The following is a 16,930-nucleotide window of genomic DNA, read 5'->3' on the forward strand; positions in this document are numbered from 1 at the left end:
AGCAATCACAATGACTCGGGTGAAGGTTTCGACAATCGTCTACCTTCGTCTTTTTTTCTCTACTGACCGTTCATTATTCCGCTTGTTATGATCAGTGCAGGCCAAATGAGTTGCCAGATTCCTTAATCAACCATCAGGGGGAATAACGATGAAGAGATATTCCAAGTTAGCGCGTGCATCCATATTAACGCTTGCTATTGCATCCGTAGGTTCGCTTGCTGCATGCGGCAGCGACAACGGTTCCAGTACGTCGGACAACAACAGCGGCAGCGGCGACAGCAAAGTAACGCTGCGCTTCTTCTCCAACCTGCCAGACCGCAAATCCGGACAAGGACTTGCTGAACAAACGGTAATCGATAATTACGTGAAAGCAAATCCGAACGTCAAGATCGATGTCGAGACGCTTGCGGAAGAGCCTTTCAAGAACAAACTGAAAGCTTATATGTCCTCCAACGAACCGCTTGATATTACCATGGTTCACGGCGGTGCCGAGCTTAATACACTTGTACAAGCCGGTTATGTAACGGAGCTGGATCCGAAGCAGTATGAAGGCGAGCAATACAACTTCCTGCCAGGCGTGTACAAATCGTTCACCTTCAACGACAAGCTGTATGGCTTGCCGCGTAACAGCGACTATGAAGTCATTTACTACAATAAGAAATTGTTCGCAGATAATGGCGTGAAAGTGCCAACGACACTCGGTGAGCTGCTCGATGCTGCCAAGGCATTCCGTGATAAAGGCATCGCACCGATGTCCATTAACGGCAAAGACCTGTGGAGCTTCGGCGAGATGTATCAGAACCTCGTGCTGCGTTACAGCGGCAATCAGAATCTGATTCTTGATGCGATCGATAAGAAAACCAAATTCGCAGACGACGAGAGTTTCTTGAAGGCTGCGCAATTCCTCGGTCAAGTGCGCGACGCAAAGATGTTCCAAGATTCCTTCATGACGGCCGACTACGGCGCATCCCAGAACATGTTCACGCAAGGCAAAGCAGCGATGTGGTACATGGGCTCGTGGGAAGCTGGCATGGCGACGAACGAAGCGCTGCCTGAAGAGTTCCGCCAGAATCTTGGCGTCGTGAAATTCCCGGTTGCCGAAGATGGCAAAGGCACATTGGATGATCTGCTTGCTTGGAACGGCGGCGGCTATGCAATGGTAAGCAGCTCGAAGCATCCGGAAGAAGCGAAGAAGTTCTTCGATTACCTGATGAGCGCTAACCAATGGGCGAAGACAGCATGGGATACGGGTGCTGCAGTTCCAGCACAGAAATATGATCTGACGGGCTCCGAGAGCGAAGTTCAGAAGACGCTGACGGACATTCTGGTCAATGCAGCGTCGACATCCGGCGCTTCCGCAATCGACTACGGCACGCCGAAGTTCAAGGACGACATTCAGAATGCACTAGGCAAGTTCTTCTCCAGCAAACAATCACCTGAAGATCTGTTAAGCGCGCTCCAGACAGCGGTGGACAATCAATAATGGCATAGAAGGAATCGGATAAGGACAGGGCGATCCTGTCTTTATCCCTTTCTAAAGGATGGAGTGATTATCATGCATCGAGTGTTTAGAAACAAAACAGCCATTTTTCTATTCGTAGCTCCTGGTATGCTGCTGTTCGCGTTAACCTTCCTGGTTCCGATTATCGTCAGCGGCTACTATTCCTTCACGGATACGCTTGCTCCAGGGACGAAAGTCACGATGGTTGGCTTCGACAATTATACGAACCTGCTCTTCCACGACGAGCGATTCTGGCTTGCGCTGCGCAACGCCCTGCTGCTTGGCATCGGCTTTATCGTCATTCAGCATCCGATCTGTATTTTCTTCGCTATCCTGCTCGACCGACTCGGAGGCAAAGCGGAGAAGATCTTCCGTACGATTTTCTTCATTCCGTGCGTCATCTCGGTTGTCGTTATTTCGAAAATGTGGCTTTCCCTGCTCGATCCAACGTTCGGCATGCTGAACAAGTTGCTGGATCTGGTTGGGCTTGATTCCTTGAAGCACGCTTGGCTTGGCGAGAGCAGTACGGCGCTAGGCTCCATGCTGTTCATTCTGATCTGGGCAGGCTTTGGCTGGGGACTTCTGTTCTATTATGCAGGCGTTAAAGGGATTTCCGAGGATCTGTACGAGGCCGCTCAGCTCGACGGCGCTTCCGGCTTCCGTATGCACCTGAAGATTACGGTACCGCTCTTGAAACCGGTTATTGCTGTTCAACTCACGCTTGCGATCATTACGGCATTGAAACAAATGGAGACCGTCTTCCTCACGACCAACGGCGGACCTGGCGACTCTACGCAATTCCTCGCGGTTTATTTGTACAACAAAGCATTCTCGGCCAGCCAATACGGCTATGCCAATGCCATATCGGTATTGTTCGTTATCGTATGTTTACTTGCAACATATTTGAGCAATCGTCTCACTCGCAATGATGCGACGGATTTCTAGGAGGGCGACAACATGATAGCACGCAAAAAAACGGCAATCTGGATCTTCTTCCTGATCGTCGCCGCAGGACAATTATTTCCGCTCATCTGGCTTGTTGACTTCTCGTTCAATTCAAGCGCAGACTTTTATTCCAATAGCATTCTGAAATGGCCCAGCTCGCCTCAATGGCATAACTACGTAAATGCATGGGTGGATGGGAAATTTTTAAAATATCTAGGCAACAGCTTGCTTGTTTCCGTAGTGACCATCGCACTGACGGTCGTTTTGTCTCTCACGTTGTCTTATGCGTTCATCCGCATGCAGTGGAAGCTGCGCTCGCTGTTCTATACGATCTTGCTGCTCGGGATCATGATTCCGATTCATGCGACATTGCTGCCGAACTTCGCGATCTTCAAGGCGCTTGGTCTTACCGATTCCTACTTCGGACTTATTCTTCCTTATACGGCGGTATCCGTTCCGCTCGGAACGTTCATGCTCAGCGGCTTCCTGCGCAGCATTCCGAAGGAGCTTGAAGAGTCGGCTCTCATGGATGGCTGCAGCATCTACCGCATCGTGTTCCAGATCATTGCGCCGCTGCTTAAGCCAGCGCTTGTCACCGTTATCGTAACGACGTTCCTGAACTGCTGGAATGAATTCATTATGGCTTCGACGTTCCTTAGCAAGGATGCGCTCAAGACGCTGCCTTTCTCGGTCATGAACTTCGCGGGTCAATATTCTTCCGATTACGGCTCCCAGTTCGCTGTCATGGTGCTCACTTCGATCCCTGCCATCATCATCTATGCGGTGTTCAATGAGCAGATTACGAAGGGCGTTACAGCTGGCGCTGTCAAAGGCTAATAGGAGCGGAAGGAGACAGACGGTATGATTCAGAACCCTATTCTTAAAGGCTTTAACCCCGACCCTTCCATCCTGAGAGTCGGGGACGATTACTACATTGCGACTTCAACGTTCGAATGGTATCCCGGCGTACAGCTGCACCATTCCAAGGATCTTGTGAATTGGCGTGTCATCGGCTATGCATTGGATCGTCAGTCGCAGCTCGATCTCAAAGGGATCGAGGCTTCGGGCGGCGTATGGGCGCCATGTCTAAGCTACGATGATGACGCTAAGCTCTTCTATCTCATCTATACGATCATGCGCAGTACGAACGGCAACTTCTTCGATCTCGACAATTACGTTGTCACGGCAAGCGATATTGCCGGACCTTGGTCCGATCGTACTTATTTGAATAGCTCAGGGTTTGACCCTTCCTTGTTCCATGATGACGATGGCCGCAAATGGCTGCTCAATCTGGAGTGGGATAACCGTCCTGGCTACGAGCATCCCGGCTCCATCGTTATTCAGGAATATGACCCGGAACGCCGCGAGTTGATCGGTTACCCAGTCAGCATATTCCGCGGAGCTACCGATATGGGATGCCTGGAGGCTCCGCATATTTACAAGCGGAACGGTTATTACTACATGATGGCGGCAGAAGGCGGTACGGGCTTCGGGCATGGCGTAACCATCGCTCGTTCCGAATCGTTGTTTGGTCCATACGAGTCTGACCCTTGCAACCCGATTATCACCTCCGCTAAGGAGATAAACCTCAATCGGCGAGGCGTCGACGATTACTTAAAGCCGTACCAGTACAATCCCGAATCTATTCTGCAGAAAAGCGGTCACGGCTCCCTGGTTGAGACTGCAGCCGGCGAACCTTATATTGCCCATCTCACGGCGAGGCCGCTCGCCTCTAATCAACGCAGCATGCTGGGACGGGAGACGGCCATCCAGCGCTGCGAATGGACCGAGGACGGCTGGCTGCGGCTGGCTTCCGGCGGGCAGCGGGCGGAACTGACGGTGCCGCCCCCTCTGCTTGCACCAGCGCCTTGGGAGACGGAACCATCCCGCGAGCACTTCGACAGCGGCGAATGGAACGTGCATCTGAATTCGCTGCGCGTACCGCTAAGCGAGGATTGGGTTAGCCTTAGCGCGCGGTCAGGTTATATGCGTCTGCGCGGCCGGGAGTCGTTGTTCTCCCTTCACGAGCAAAGCCTGATCGCCCGCCGCCTCCAATCGGTTCATGCGATTGCCGAGACATGCGTGGAGTTCGAGCCGGACAACTTCCACGAGACCGCGGGTCTGACGCTATTTTATGACCAGAATATGTTCTATTACTTAAGGATCTACTATAGCGAAAGTCTTGGCAGCAAATGTCTGGGCATTCTGTACGCGGACAACGGCGTGAGACTGCAAGAGTCCCGTATGCCGATTGCCGATTGGGATCGCGTTTACTTGCGGGCCGTTATCGAAGCCGAGGAGCTCCGGTTCTGCGGATCGCCGGACGGTGAGGAATGGACGCAGATCGGCCCTGTGCTCGATGCGAGCAAATGCTCGGACGAATATTCCAAGTACGGCCACTTCACAGGGGCATTCATTGGGGTATGTTGCCAGGATTCGTATCGTAAGCGTAAGCATGCGGACTTTGATTATTTTGAATACAAAGAGCTGTAAAGACGCAGATTAAAATGGAATATGGACACAAATCAAACGAACACAAAGGAACACTCCTCAGATGAAGAGAGTTCCTTTGTGTTCATTGCAATATCAATGGCTATGCGCGATCGCGATCGCGGTTGTGGCTTCTCATGCCGGCAAGACCGAATAAACCAAGGAGACCAAGCCATCCCCAGTTAAATCCTTTATTGGTTGTGGTGGCATACGGGCGATAGTTATTCGTGTGCACGTTATTACCGGTGCCAACGTAATTCATGTCCGTGCCCAATGCGCGGTTTGTTGTGTTGATTCCTTCATTCACGCCATGACGAATTTCATTACCTGGCGTATTGTACGTCGTATACGCAGAAGCAGGAGCAGCGGAAGACATCATCAAGCATGCCGCCAGACCACAGATCGGTAACCATTTTTTCATGTTCTTACCCCTCTTCGATTAATGTTTAAGCATTAATTATTGTCCATCTGGGACGTGCTGTTTATTCTCGGCGTGGGGCTGAACAATTTGACAATTGACACATTTATTTGAATGGAAACGCCGTTTGTATCGATGTTCTCGCGAACACAAAAAACGGCCCCGCCATTGGAGCCGTTCCGTTCTTCTATTCCATTTCGTTTAAAGCCAGATTCCCTACCACGAGTTTGCTGCCTTTCACACTGTACTCTGCTTCTACATTCGCTATAAAGAAGCCAGGCGATACTTGCGCCGAAACTTCCGCGAGCAGATGCTGATTCTCCACCCGATACGTTACAATACTGCCGATTGCCACATCGTCAAACCACATGCCGGCGTCCTCATCGTTATATTGTTTGTTGATTGTGTTATCTTTGTACGTTAACGTGTAGTCCTTCTTCCCGTCCTTACTGCTCGCTGATGAGATCAAACTGCTCTTCACTACAGAAACAGCATCTTGTATGTCGAGCTCCGTGAAATCATTCCTAAGAACATGTACTTCTGAATCGCGCAACCCTGTACCGTATCCCTTGGTCAAAATGATAACGACCTCCTGATCGGCATCTTGATCCAGATCGTCTCGAATAATCTCCGGATAGTAGCCATCGTTCGTTACATTGGTCCACGAGAAATGCTTGCTGTTCTCCCCAAGCTTCACCGTAATACCTGTCAGCATATCCCCGGATACACTCGTATCCGCAAACAGTTGAACGTACTTATCTGGACTCTCTGCAATGACAGACTCCTTATCACCACTCGCGTTATTCTTCTGATCAGCAGGTGGCTCTGTATTGCTCGAGCACCCAGCAGCAGCTAATAAGAATAAAGCCAGAACGACCGCAATACGTTTCATCATAATCCCCCATATCGTTACCTGTAGCTTCATTCTCTTATTTAGACTCGCCAGCGTTTCCAAATGTTTCATGCGAATATGCAAATGCTTGGACTTATATGTACGATAATAAAAATGGCCGCCTTCTGCAGGCAGCCATTCGCTATTGGTAACGGTTGTAATAACCTGAAACGCCGCCACTATTATGCATTTATAGAATAACGCCGTCCTTAAAGATCGCGATCTCTTTATAACCATTCTTCTCGTTGTGCGTCACTTTCTCTCCCGAGGCAATTGCAATCGCATACTCCCACAGGTCGTCAGCAAGCTCTTCCATGGAGGTTCCTTCCAACAGCCTGCCGGCATTGAAATCGATCCAATTCCGTTTGCGCTGCGCTAGCTCCGAATTGGTCGATAGCTTAACAGTTGGTACAGGTCCGCCGAAAGGCGTACCTCTTCCTGTTGTGAAGAACACAATGTGCGCCCCTGCAGCCGTTAGTGCCGTTACGGAAACCAAGTCATTGCCTGGCGCTTCAAGCAAGTTCAGCCCATTCTTCTTTACCCTTGCCCCGTAAGGGAGAACGTCGGTAACGACCGCATGTCCCCCCTTCTGGGTACAGCCGAGCGACTTCTCCTCCAGCGTGCTTATACCGCCCGATTTGTTGCCTGGCGAAGGGTTCTCATAGATGACCTGGTTATGCCGAACGTAATATTGTTTGAAATCGTTAATGAGCGTGACGATTTTGCCGTACACCTCTTCGTCGCATGCGCGATTCATCAGAATCGTCTCTGCGCCGAACATCTCCGGCACTTCCGTCAGAATGGACGTGCCGCCGGCCGCAATTAACCGGTCGGACAGCTTGCCGACTAACGGATTCGCCGTGATACCAGAGAAGCCATCCGAACCTCCGCATTTCAAGCCGATCTTCAGCTTTGATACAGGGATTGGCTTTGCAGTGAACGTCTGCGCGTATTCGACCAGTTCCCCGATCAGCGCTAGCCCTTCTTCCTGTTCATCTTCGGCTTCCTGCGATTTCATAAACTTGATCCGCCGTGGATCGTGGTCTCCGATAACCGACTTGAACGATTCAATCTGGTTATTCTCGCATCCTAATCCCACGACTAACACGCCTGCCGCATTCGGATGATGAACAAGCGATGCCAGCAGCTTTTGCGTATAAACCAAGTCATCTCCAAGCTGCGAGCATCCGAATGGGTGTGCAAAATGGTAGATTCCATCTACCTGACCGGCATATTGACGGTTGCCATCGCGTGCTAGCAGCTCACAGGATTTATTAATGCAGCCAACGGTATTAATGATCCATATCTCATTGCGAATGCCGACCTCACCGTTAGGCCGCTCATATCCCATAAACGTACGTCCCGCATCTACCGATGATGGAGGTGTAGAAGCGTTCAAACCTGCGAGCGGCTCGTACTTATAATCGAGAATGCCATCCAATCCCGTTCTAAGATTATGCGTATGCACCCATGAGCCTGGCGTGATTTCTTCACGGGCCTTGCCGATCGAGTAGCCGAACTTAAGGACATCGTCGCCAGAGGACACCTTGCTCGTCGCAATCTTATGCCCGCTTGTTACATCCTCTGAAAGTGTAAGCACGTCCCCGTTCTCCAGAATTAGCTCTTGTCCTTTGGATAACGAATCAAGCGCAATAATAACTTGATCGTTAGGCGATAACCGTACCCATTGCTGCATTAGCTTTGTCCTCCTTCCGCCATCGTCCACCAACGGCAAATGGCATCAATCAAGCCTGGCCAACTCGATAGATCTTGCTCCCACAGAGTTTGTAGTGCGAGCAACTGCTCCACGGTTGTGCGCAGGTCTTGTTCCTTCTGCTCCGCATTCGCCCATATTGCAGCAATTTGTTGTAATAGTTCCGCATTATCCCGGACGACATACCGCCCGCCTTGCAAGTCGCGCCCTTCGTAATGACCATCAGCCTGCGTGATCCGATAATATCGCAGCAAGCCTGCTAACCCCGTCGCAAGCCCCTCTGGGATCGACTGGCCAAGTTCCGCATAATGGCTTAAGGTCGGCAGCAAACGCACTTTGAACTTCGATAAGCTGTTCATTGCAATATCTTCTAACCGATGGCGGATATACGGGTTACCGAATCGTTCGAATACCGTATCAGCATACTCGTTCATATCGTCCAGTGGATAAGGGATAGCCGGAATAATCTCCGCGCGCACCGTTGCTTGTACACGTTGGCCTAGTACCGGATGCTCCATGAACGCCCGAACATGTCCGACTCCATATAGGAGGCCAAGCGGTGCCATCCACGTATGGGACGCATTCAGGATGCGCACCTTCCGCTGCTGATAAGGACGCAGATCATCTGTCCAATGGACATTCAAACCCGCTTTCTTCAGCGGCAGCAGCTCATCCAGTTCTTCTTCTCCTTCTATAGCCCATAGATGATAAGGCTCCGCTGTCGTCAGCATCCGGTCCGAGTAAGACCATTGCTCGAACCATGCCGCCGCCTGATCCTCGGAAGGGTATCCCGTCACAATACGATCGACAAGCGAATTTAAGAATCGGCAGCTTGAAGCGATCCATCTTCTGAAGTCATCCGGATAACCCCAGTCTAGGCTGTATCTCACAATATTGTCCCGCAGAGCATCGCCATTCCGCTCTAATAGCTCGCATGGCAGGAAGATGATGCCTTTGTCTAATGCACCTTGAAACTTGATATACCGTTCGTATAACAAATAAGCCATTTTACCAGGATAAGAAGCGATCGGACCATATGTTAACGGTTCCTTCTTGTAAGCGATTCCAGCTTCCGTCGTATTCGAGATGACGAATCGCAATGTCTCGCAGCCAGCTAGTGTTGTGAACGCCTGCCAGTTCTCATAAGGATCGAATACTTGTGAGAACACCGATATGATATTACGGCGCTCGACTGGCTGCCCATCTTCCAAGCCTCGAACGACTAACGTATAAAGTCCATCCTGCGCGGCTAATTGCTCAATGTTATGTTTACCGGAAGGTCTCGGCTGGGTAACCGCAACACTGCCTTGGAACAACCCCTGCTCCTTACTCACTTGCAGCATCCAATCCGCAAACCCTCTTAAGAAATTGCCTTCCCCAACCTGTAATACGGTGACTGGACTTGCAGTGACGGCCTCATATTGCTGCTTCTGTTCCGCTGTCAGTCGAGCTGCGCTCAGCTGCTGAAGCTTCGTCTCTTTTGCTTTCACGATCTGGTCCCCCTATACGTAAAGTTAAAGTTTCTATCTTCTTGTTTTCATTTTTACGCATCGAAAAGGAAAAGAAAATGTCCATTTTCTATTATTTTTTATCCGATTCTGATATGATGAACCTATATTCTCCCGAAAGGGGATAACCGCTATGCAGCCCTACCGTAAGCCTTTTCATTTTGACCCGAATTTCCCATTCGAGCTCGTCTACAAGGGTATTCGATATTCAGATAAAGAATTGCCGGACCATCTTCACGACATGTATGAGATCGTCTATGTCCACGAGGGCCATGGGATGTTCTTCATCAACGGCTCCTTATATGAGAAAGGCAAAGACGACCTGTTCCTTATTCCAGGCAACACGCTGCACCGTGCTTATCCTTCCGAGAATGATCCGATTGTCTCCACCGCTATATTCTTTGCCCCATCTCTCATCCAGAACGATTCGCTAGACGACGGGTATGATCCACTTCGATGCTTCAATATGGCTAGAAGGAAGAAACAGTACAAGATTGAGCTGTCCGATCCCCTTCGGCAGACGATCGAAGCTGTCATTCATACGATGGTAGGCGAACTGAAGACCCGAGAGTATGGATATCGCCATGCTCTGCAGCTGCAGTTGCAGCGGTTGCTGCTCGATCTAAGCCGACATCCGTTCACGAAGGAAGCCTCCCCATCGAAGGTATCGGGATTTGTTCCCCAGTGGATCCACAACGCACTTCGTGACATTGACCATGATCCTGTGCGCTGCGGCGGACTCGCCGAGTTATCCGAGAAAGCAAACATTAGCCCTGGTCATTTCTCAAGAGTATTCAAGCAGATAACGGGCATGAACGTTATCGAATACGTGAATGCCAAGCGACTCATCATCGCCAAGGAACTGCTGCTATCAACTGATGATAACGTCGAGACAATCGCATTAGCCTGCGGCTTCCAAGGGATGCGGCACTTCTATGAAGCGTTCAAGAAAATTACGGGTCTCACCCCGCGGGCTTATCGTATCCAGGGGAAGTAGATGATGATGGTTGACGACAAAGAGGGCATCCTGGACGAATCCAGGATGCCCCTTTATTACACACCTAGCGGTTGCCACAGTAGTTATTCTACTAGAATCGGCAGCATTCTACGCCTTACGGTTGCCAGCGAGGCTATTCGTGCTGATCGGACCCATTTATAGGCTAGTTCGAGCAAATAAGCACCATCGCAACCTTTACACCGTAGAATGGCGCATTTTCGAACAAATAAGCATTTTCAGCAACCGTTAGCGCGCTCTAACAACAGGTACTCTCCCCTGTCATGCAAACAACACACCCGTTGATAAAGTCGAATGCTCCTCTCCAGCCGCATTTTGCCGCTGAAGCCGACAATCGGACCATCCTCTTATCACTCCGCATTGAATCGCCCGGCTGCGACTCTCCCAGAAGCTAGCCCGCACCACTTGATATAGATCATAGACTTCCTGCGCCTGATTAATCGATTCATATAGCTCAGGTTTAAGTTCATTCGCTAATTGAACATATGGCAGCTTCGCTACCGCCTTCATCGAACGGATATTTTGCTTGCGAACCTTCAAATACACCGTCTCTATCTGATGTTCAAGAAACAGTTCCGTGAAAAAGGTTTCTTTTGCCCGCCCATTGTAACCTTGGCCAAAATAAGGTGCTCCTATCCATGTTGCCAAAAAGCCCGTTCTGTTCGTTATATCATATAACTGAATCGTTCCAATCGGGTGCCCAAGCTCATTCATAATCGTTCTTGCAATCAATGTATTCTGCAATTCCAATTCCAGGGTGATCAACTGTTTGGTGACGAACAAATACTCTTCATAGGATTGGCATTTGTGACGGACGTAAGGGAAAACTGCAGGATCCACCATTAAGTCATACAGGGTATGGCACTCATGCAGATCAAGTTTTTTAAGTATGTGAACGATCACCCTACCCTAACGATTTGAATGTCAGACCATTTCAGTATATAAACGGACATAGGCGGTTATATTAATTCTAATTGCGGTTTATATGAACTCTATTTATGGTTTATGTAAACCTCGCCTTAGAAGTTGTCAGACCACTAAATCCCGCAGTTTACGCGGACTTCTGCAGCTAGAATCAGAGAAGGAACCAATTCCATATTTGAGTTAATCGCCTATTAACAAATCAGATTTATACTAGGCGTATCACCAACAAATCATCTCTTATTCAAAGAAAGGAATCCACTACATGGGGATCCATACGTATTTTCAATCGTTAACCGATTTAGAGCGAATCATTCGCTGCCCAGGCAAATTCAAATTCCAGGAGCACAGCGTTTCGGCTCATTCTTGGAAGGTCGTCCAATACGCGAAGACGTTGGCCGATATTGAAGAAAGCAATGGAGTCGTCGTGAATTGGAAAAAGTTATATGAAATCACAAGCAGTCATGATTACGGCGAAATTTTTATCGGAGATATCAAAACACCCGTGAAGCATTATTCGTTAGAACTCCGAGCCATGCTGCAACAAGTAGAAGAAGGAATGGTTGAACATTTCATCGAAGATCATATTCCCGAGGACTTCAAGCACATCTTCCGCAGACAACTGCGCGAAGGCAAAGATGATACGGTGGAAGGTCAGATACTTGAAGTAGCCGATAAAATGGATCAAATCTACGAGGCATTCGCGGAGCTGCAACGAGGGAATACAGAGAAAGAATTTATCGTCATGTACCGAACTGCCCTTATCAAAATCAAAGAAATCAAGCTTCATTGCGTGGCGTATTTCCTGGAAAATATACTGCCCGACTTAGTTAGCGAAGGATCTAGATCTCCAATCGATATCGCGAAGATTACGAATGAAGCGTTGGCATCTTAAAACTCCGTCCCCCTATTATAACCCCTCTCCCTTCTTTTCCTTACCCGACTACAAAATGAAGTCTCCTTAACTGTCAATCGACCGAATCTCTAGTAAGTTCGTACTTAAAACTAGAAGCCCGCATCTATTATAGATACAGGCTTCTGATAACCACATATTTATCTCCGTTTCATCTTCTAAACAATACCTCTGTGACTCGATTTCATTGTTTTATTTTTCCGATCCGATTGTGTAGAAATAGTCTGCTATTTTTCCAATTATTAGACTACTATTAAGAACAGGAGATACTTGTACAATACTCTGGCCACCTAAAGGAGAATATCCATGTATATCGAGGAACAGAAGAAGATCGTAACCGAGATCATAACACCAAAAATGAATAATTTAGGATTTAAAAAATCTTCGTACAATTACTACAAAAAAGTAGACGATACTCTCGGCATTTGCTTTAATTTACAACCTAATAAATATAACGATCAAGAGGAAGTGCGGTTCACTTTTAACGTTGGAACATTTGTGCCTAATGCTTATGAAGTATACATTAATCTTAATTCCAATAATGAATTGCCTAAATTCCCCAAAGAATACAACTGTATTGAAAGAAAGAGAATAGGAAATTTGAAGAAAACGACGGATCTCTGGTACACACTAAATCCATCGACTGACATTGAGACTGTACATAAAGAAGTTTCGAATGATTTGGATCATTACATCATCCCTTACATCCAAGGAATTAATCAAAGGAAGCTACTTGAAACTTCGGATGAAACGTTAGGATGGCCTGATAAAATCATTCTGACCATTTATAAGATTCAGAATGGACTTGTTACTGAGGGGAATGATACTTTAAAGAAACTGTATCGTAATAAACCTAATCATTATATAGCGGAACAAATTATGAAGATTGCATCAAAATATAACATGTCAGTGGAGCAATAGACCCCTACATCCTGTAAACCACTCTCAATCTAGAGCCACTATGAATAGGCCAACCTATCTCGATGGCTGGCCTATCTTGACGGAAATCCGCAGTTTCAGTGGACCCTTGTCTTATGCATATTGCAAGCGATAGAGCTGCGCGTATCGCCCGGAACTCGCGAGCAAGCAATCATGGTTCCCTTCTTCCAGCGTTTCTCCATTCTCCATGACGATAATACGGTCTGCGCCCCGGATCGTGGATAATCGATGGGCGATCACGATCGCAGTCCGCCCCTCCATTAGCCGTTCCAAAGCTTGTTGAACGAGTTCCTCCGATTCGCCGTCCAACGCGGAAGTAGCTTCATCAAGCAGCAACAATGGCGCATCCTTCACCATTGCGCGAGCAATGGCTATACGCTGGCGTTGTCCGCCCGATAATTGTGCACCATTCTCACCTATTCGCGTATCCAAACCATCAGGTAACCGATGAATCAATTCCTCCAAACCTGCTTCGCGCACGGCCTGCCTAACGCTTTCATCGTTTGCCTTTAAATTTCCCCATGCGATATTCTCCCGAATCGTACCGTCAAATAGATAACAGTTCTGAGGTACATATGCGATAAGTTCTCGTACCACCTCCTGTGAATATCGTTCACGCGACTGCCCGAACAATTGAATGTCACCGTTATCCGCTTCCGCGAGTTCCATCAAATAGCGAATCAGCGTTGTCTTGCCTCCACCGCTTCCACCGACAATCGCCAGCTTTTCTCCGTTTCTGACTTGCAAGGACATATTGTTTATGACTGGCATATCGGCACCGTAAGACACCGTGACGCCTTGCATATCGATTGCATGCACCGCATTTGGGTCTGGCTTTGTCGTATTCTCCCGCATTTGCTCTTCGGGACGATCAAGGACTTCCTTGACGCGTGACGCGGCAATCGTTGCGTATTGCAGCTGATGGTACGAGTTGGTCATCAACAACACATCATTGTTGATTTGCGACTGCATGAGCACAATGAACACCACCGTTCCTAAATCGGTCATGCCCATGTGAACGAATATACTGCCTGCGATAAGCGTAAACACGATAGCACTCCATTGGATGGCCGAACTCGATGATGAACGCAGCGCATTATAGTTAGCGCCGCGCATCGCATAGGAATAAGCCGTTCCGGAATCGGATTCATATTGTTCACGCAAATTCGGGGTAAGCCCGAACATACGCACGACAACGCTGCCTGCAATCATGTCGATCATTCGCTGCGTCAGAGACGACAAGATGCCCATTTGTTTCGTATGCCAAGCGTATTCCCTGCGAATGCAGGCTAGGTTCGCGTAGATGCTGATGATTACGAATATGAGATTCATCATGCCGATGGCAGGCTGCTTCACGATACAGATGATCGTGGCTATCAGGATGCTGACGGGGATGGCGAATAAACTGCGATCACCGGTCATCATGGAACCGAAAAAGGCGGAAGTGCGTTCTGCATCCATGCTCATGCGAGCGGCCAAATCACCGGACAATTGCTTATTCGCTTCCGATGCAGGCATCGCGGTTAATTTGGCAAATAGTGATTTACGTATCTGTGCGAGCCCAAGTATATGAATGCGGGATGCATGATAATTGACAGAGGTGATGACGATGATACCTGCGATCACGACGACGGCAACAATCCCGATCGTATTCAACATCGCTGCGAAGTTACCCGTTACGGCAAGCGCCGTCGTCTGTCCGATTAGATAGGCGGAGGTGATCGACATCCATGCGTTCTGCAGGATGCTGAGCATGGAGCATAGAAGATAACGCGTTCGCCACGTCCGTATAAACCGCCAGGACCATGCCATCATTCGAAGGGTGTGCCGAATGTTGTCCATCGCTAATTTCATAGGTCCGCCTCCTGCGATTTATAGAGTCGATAATATACGCCCTGCAGCATCATCAGTTGTTCATGTGTACCGCTTTCCGCAATTCGACCATCTTGCATGCATACAATGCGGTCGATATTACGAAGGGCAGACAACCGGTGCGCAATAATGATCGTAGTGCGCCCCTGCATGAGTCGTCGAAGCGCTTCCGTCACTAATGCTTCGGCTTGCGTATCTAACGCGGAGGTAGGTTCGTCAAGCAAGAGCAACGGGGCGTCCTTCAACATCGCGCGGGCAATCGCGACCCGTTGTCGTTGTCCGCCGGACAGACGAAGCCCACGTTCGCCGATTTCACGCTTCACATCCATTTCGTTCAGCAGCGCTGCGTCAATCGCAGCTTGTATGTTTTCGTCCGACGCGCCTCGATTTCCCATTGCTACATTGTCCCATATGCTTCCGGCAAACAGATACGTATCCTGCCCCACATAGGAGATGTATTCGCGAAGCGCATCCGTTGACCACGCCTCCACGGCATTGCCGAATAACGAGATTTCACCTCCGTTCTTACGGTACAACGCCATAAGCAGTTTGATCGCGGTTGACTTGCCCGAACCGCTTCCGCCAACAAGCGCAATATGCTCCCCTCGACTGATCGAGAAGGATAAACCGTTTATAACGGCCGGCTTATCCGGGTAGGAGAACTCAACATTATCGAATATGATCGCATCTCCTCCCGGCTTTCTTTCGGTGCCGTCTGTCGGTTCAAGCGGAAGATCCCACAGCTCGAATACGCGTGAGGCGCAGCCGCGCGCTGTTTTGAAATCGGTCAGCACGGATGAGAAGTCTCCGATCGGGTTCCCGATGAAGACACTCAATATAATGACCGACATGACGCCACCAGAAGTGATGTGATGGATGCTTGCCAGATACACGCCGAATCCGCATATGATGATTTGCGGAAGGAAGAACATAATCCGCCCCAATGGAGAGAGCAATAGTGTCGCTCGATTGGCATTCATTCCGCTATCGGCCGCTCGATCTACCGCCGCGTCATAACGGTGACGTAGATTGGAGCCCAAATTGTACGCCTTTGCGATTTCGTAGCCGCCCATCAGATTATTCGCAATGGACAGCGATTCGCCAGCCGCTTGCTGCCACTGTAAGGCGAAACGGGTTAACGGAGCCGAAATTTTCATTTGCAGCAATGCAATAACTGGCACAATGGCAAGCGAGAACAGCGTTAATTGCCAGCTTATAAGGAGAGATACGATAAACGCTGCAAGGCCGATGATTTGCTGTGGCAGCCGTACAGCATAATAATTTTGCAACGTTGCGTTAATCTGGCCTAAATCGCTATTGGCACGAGACAGGATGTCGCCCATCCGCTGGCTATCCAGCGTCTGCATATCGATCTGGGACATGATCGCGAACGTTTTATCTCGCATCGTGCGATCGCACAACCCGCCATATTTGATTCCTAGAAATTGCTGCAGATATTGCGATGGAATCAACAGCGCGAGCGATAGCAAGAGAATCGCCGTCTGCATGTTAACGATCGTACCCGTTGCGCCATAATCATCAATCATTGCATGAAGGCACTGCGTCATGACGCTCAATACGGCAGATGTTAGCAACGAGAATAGGATCGTTGATACAAGAACCGGGTTGTGCTTCGCATTAACAGCCAAATAACGCTTCATGACTTGTATCGTGCTTGGGGGAACTTCATTTGTGGACAGCATCGTGTCAACATTCATTTGTCCATCTCCTCCTTAGTGAATGAATTATTCATTCATTTTCGTTCATAATAGATAGCACGCCAAGGCGTGCCGAGTTTTGCA

General features: G+C 48.9%; 13 protein-coding genes and 1 pseudogene. 7 read left to right on the plus strand and 7 right to left on the minus strand.

The features are described 5' to 3' along the window. Positions 1-148: 148 nt before the first annotated feature. The 4 genes from H8B09_RS14725 (at position 149) to H8B09_RS14740 (ending at position 4,939) form a co-directional block, all read left to right on the plus strand. Complete coding sequence (locus H8B09_RS14725) at positions 149-1,483, plus strand: ABC transporter substrate-binding protein (protein WP_191204265.1); 1,335 nt, start codon at positions 149-151, stop codon at positions 1,481-1,483. Between the two features lie 72 nt (positions 1,484-1,555). Continuing rightward, positions 1,556-2,446, plus strand: a complete 891-nt coding sequence (locus tag H8B09_RS14730; RefSeq protein ID WP_191204266.1) for a carbohydrate ABC transporter permease — start codon at positions 1,556-1,558, stop codon at positions 2,444-2,446. A 12-nt stretch (positions 2,447-2,458) separates the two neighbouring features. Beyond that, positions 2,459-3,283 carry a carbohydrate ABC transporter permease gene (locus tag H8B09_RS14735; protein WP_191204267.1) on the plus strand — a complete coding sequence of 275 codons (825 nt, stop codon included), beginning with the start codon at positions 2,459-2,461 and terminating at the stop codon, positions 3,281-3,283. A gap of 24 nt (positions 3,284-3,307) precedes the next feature. Next, positions 3,308-4,939, plus strand: a complete 1,632-nt coding sequence (locus H8B09_RS14740; protein ID WP_191204268.1) for a glycoside hydrolase family 43 protein — start codon at positions 3,308-3,310, stop codon at positions 4,937-4,939. Between the two features lie 100 nt (positions 4,940-5,039). On the opposite strand, the gene H8B09_RS14745 is transcribed toward H8B09_RS14740, so the two are convergent. The 4 genes from H8B09_RS14745 to H8B09_RS14760 all read right to left on the minus strand — a co-directional run bounded on the left by H8B09_RS14745 (position 5,040) and on the right by H8B09_RS14760 (position 9,450). Continuing rightward, the gene (locus H8B09_RS14745) at positions 5,040-5,357 is read right to left on the minus strand and encodes a WGxxGxxG family protein (RefSeq protein ID WP_191204269.1); all 318 of its coding nucleotides are present in this window, start codon (positions 5,355-5,357) and stop codon (positions 5,040-5,042) included. Positions 5,358-5,541: 184 nt separating this feature from the next. Beyond that, the gene (locus H8B09_RS14750; RefSeq protein ID WP_224753607.1) at positions 5,542-6,279 is read right to left on the minus strand and encodes a hypothetical protein; all 738 of its coding nucleotides are present in this window, start codon (positions 6,277-6,279) and stop codon (positions 5,542-5,544) included. A 157-nt stretch (positions 6,280-6,436) separates the two neighbouring features. Next, complete coding sequence (locus H8B09_RS14755; protein WP_191204271.1) at positions 6,437-7,942, minus strand: UxaA family hydrolase; 1,506 nt, start codon at positions 7,940-7,942, stop codon at positions 6,437-6,439. Then, positions 7,942-9,450 (minus strand): tagaturonate reductase, encoded by a 1,509-nt coding sequence (locus H8B09_RS14760; RefSeq protein ID WP_318152626.1) that lies wholly within the window; start codon positions 9,448-9,450, stop codon positions 7,942-7,944. The genes H8B09_RS14755 and H8B09_RS14760 overlap by 1 nt, the downstream gene beginning before the upstream one ends. A gap of 151 nt (positions 9,451-9,601) precedes the next feature. Between H8B09_RS14760 and H8B09_RS14765 the strand changes: the two genes are divergently transcribed. Then, positions 9,602-10,465, plus strand: a complete 864-nt coding sequence (locus tag H8B09_RS14765) for a helix-turn-helix transcriptional regulator (RefSeq protein ID WP_191204272.1) — start codon at positions 9,602-9,604, stop codon at positions 10,463-10,465. A 405-nt stretch (positions 10,466-10,870) separates the two neighbouring features. Here H8B09_RS14765 and H8B09_RS14770 read toward each other — a convergent pair. Further along, positions 10,871-11,374 (minus strand): annotated as a pseudogene (locus H8B09_RS14770) (GNAT family N-acetyltransferase); the annotation flags it as partial. 295 nt (positions 11,375-11,669) lie between these two features. Here H8B09_RS14770 and H8B09_RS14775 point away from each other — a divergent pair. Both H8B09_RS14775 and H8B09_RS14780 read left to right on the plus strand, forming a co-directional pair. After that, entirely contained in the window at positions 11,670-12,299 is a 630-nt protein-coding gene (locus H8B09_RS14775) for a YfbR-like 5'-deoxynucleotidase (RefSeq protein ID WP_191204273.1), read from the plus strand. Between the two features lie 324 nt (positions 12,300-12,623). Then, positions 12,624-13,238: a DUF4304 domain-containing protein gene (locus H8B09_RS14780; RefSeq protein WP_191204274.1), complete on the plus strand. Its 615-nt coding sequence runs from the start codon at positions 12,624-12,626 to the stop codon at positions 13,236-13,238. 111 nt (positions 13,239-13,349) lie between these two features. On the opposite strand, the gene H8B09_RS14785 is transcribed toward H8B09_RS14780, so the two are convergent. After that, positions 13,350-15,110, minus strand: a complete 1,761-nt coding sequence (locus H8B09_RS14785) for an ABC transporter ATP-binding protein (protein WP_191204275.1) — start codon at positions 15,108-15,110, stop codon at positions 13,350-13,352. After that, positions 15,107-16,846 (minus strand): ABC transporter ATP-binding protein, encoded by a 1,740-nt coding sequence (locus tag H8B09_RS14790; RefSeq protein ID WP_191204276.1) that lies wholly within the window; start codon positions 16,844-16,846, stop codon positions 15,107-15,109. The genes H8B09_RS14785 and H8B09_RS14790 overlap by 4 nt, the downstream gene beginning before the upstream one ends. Positions 16,847-16,930: the final 84 nt, after the last annotated feature.

Origin of the sequence: Paenibacillus terricola (genome assembly GCF_014779765.1) — a bacterium.
GTDB lineage: Bacteria > Bacillota > Bacilli > Paenibacillales > Paenibacillaceae > Paenibacillus_T > Paenibacillus_T terricola.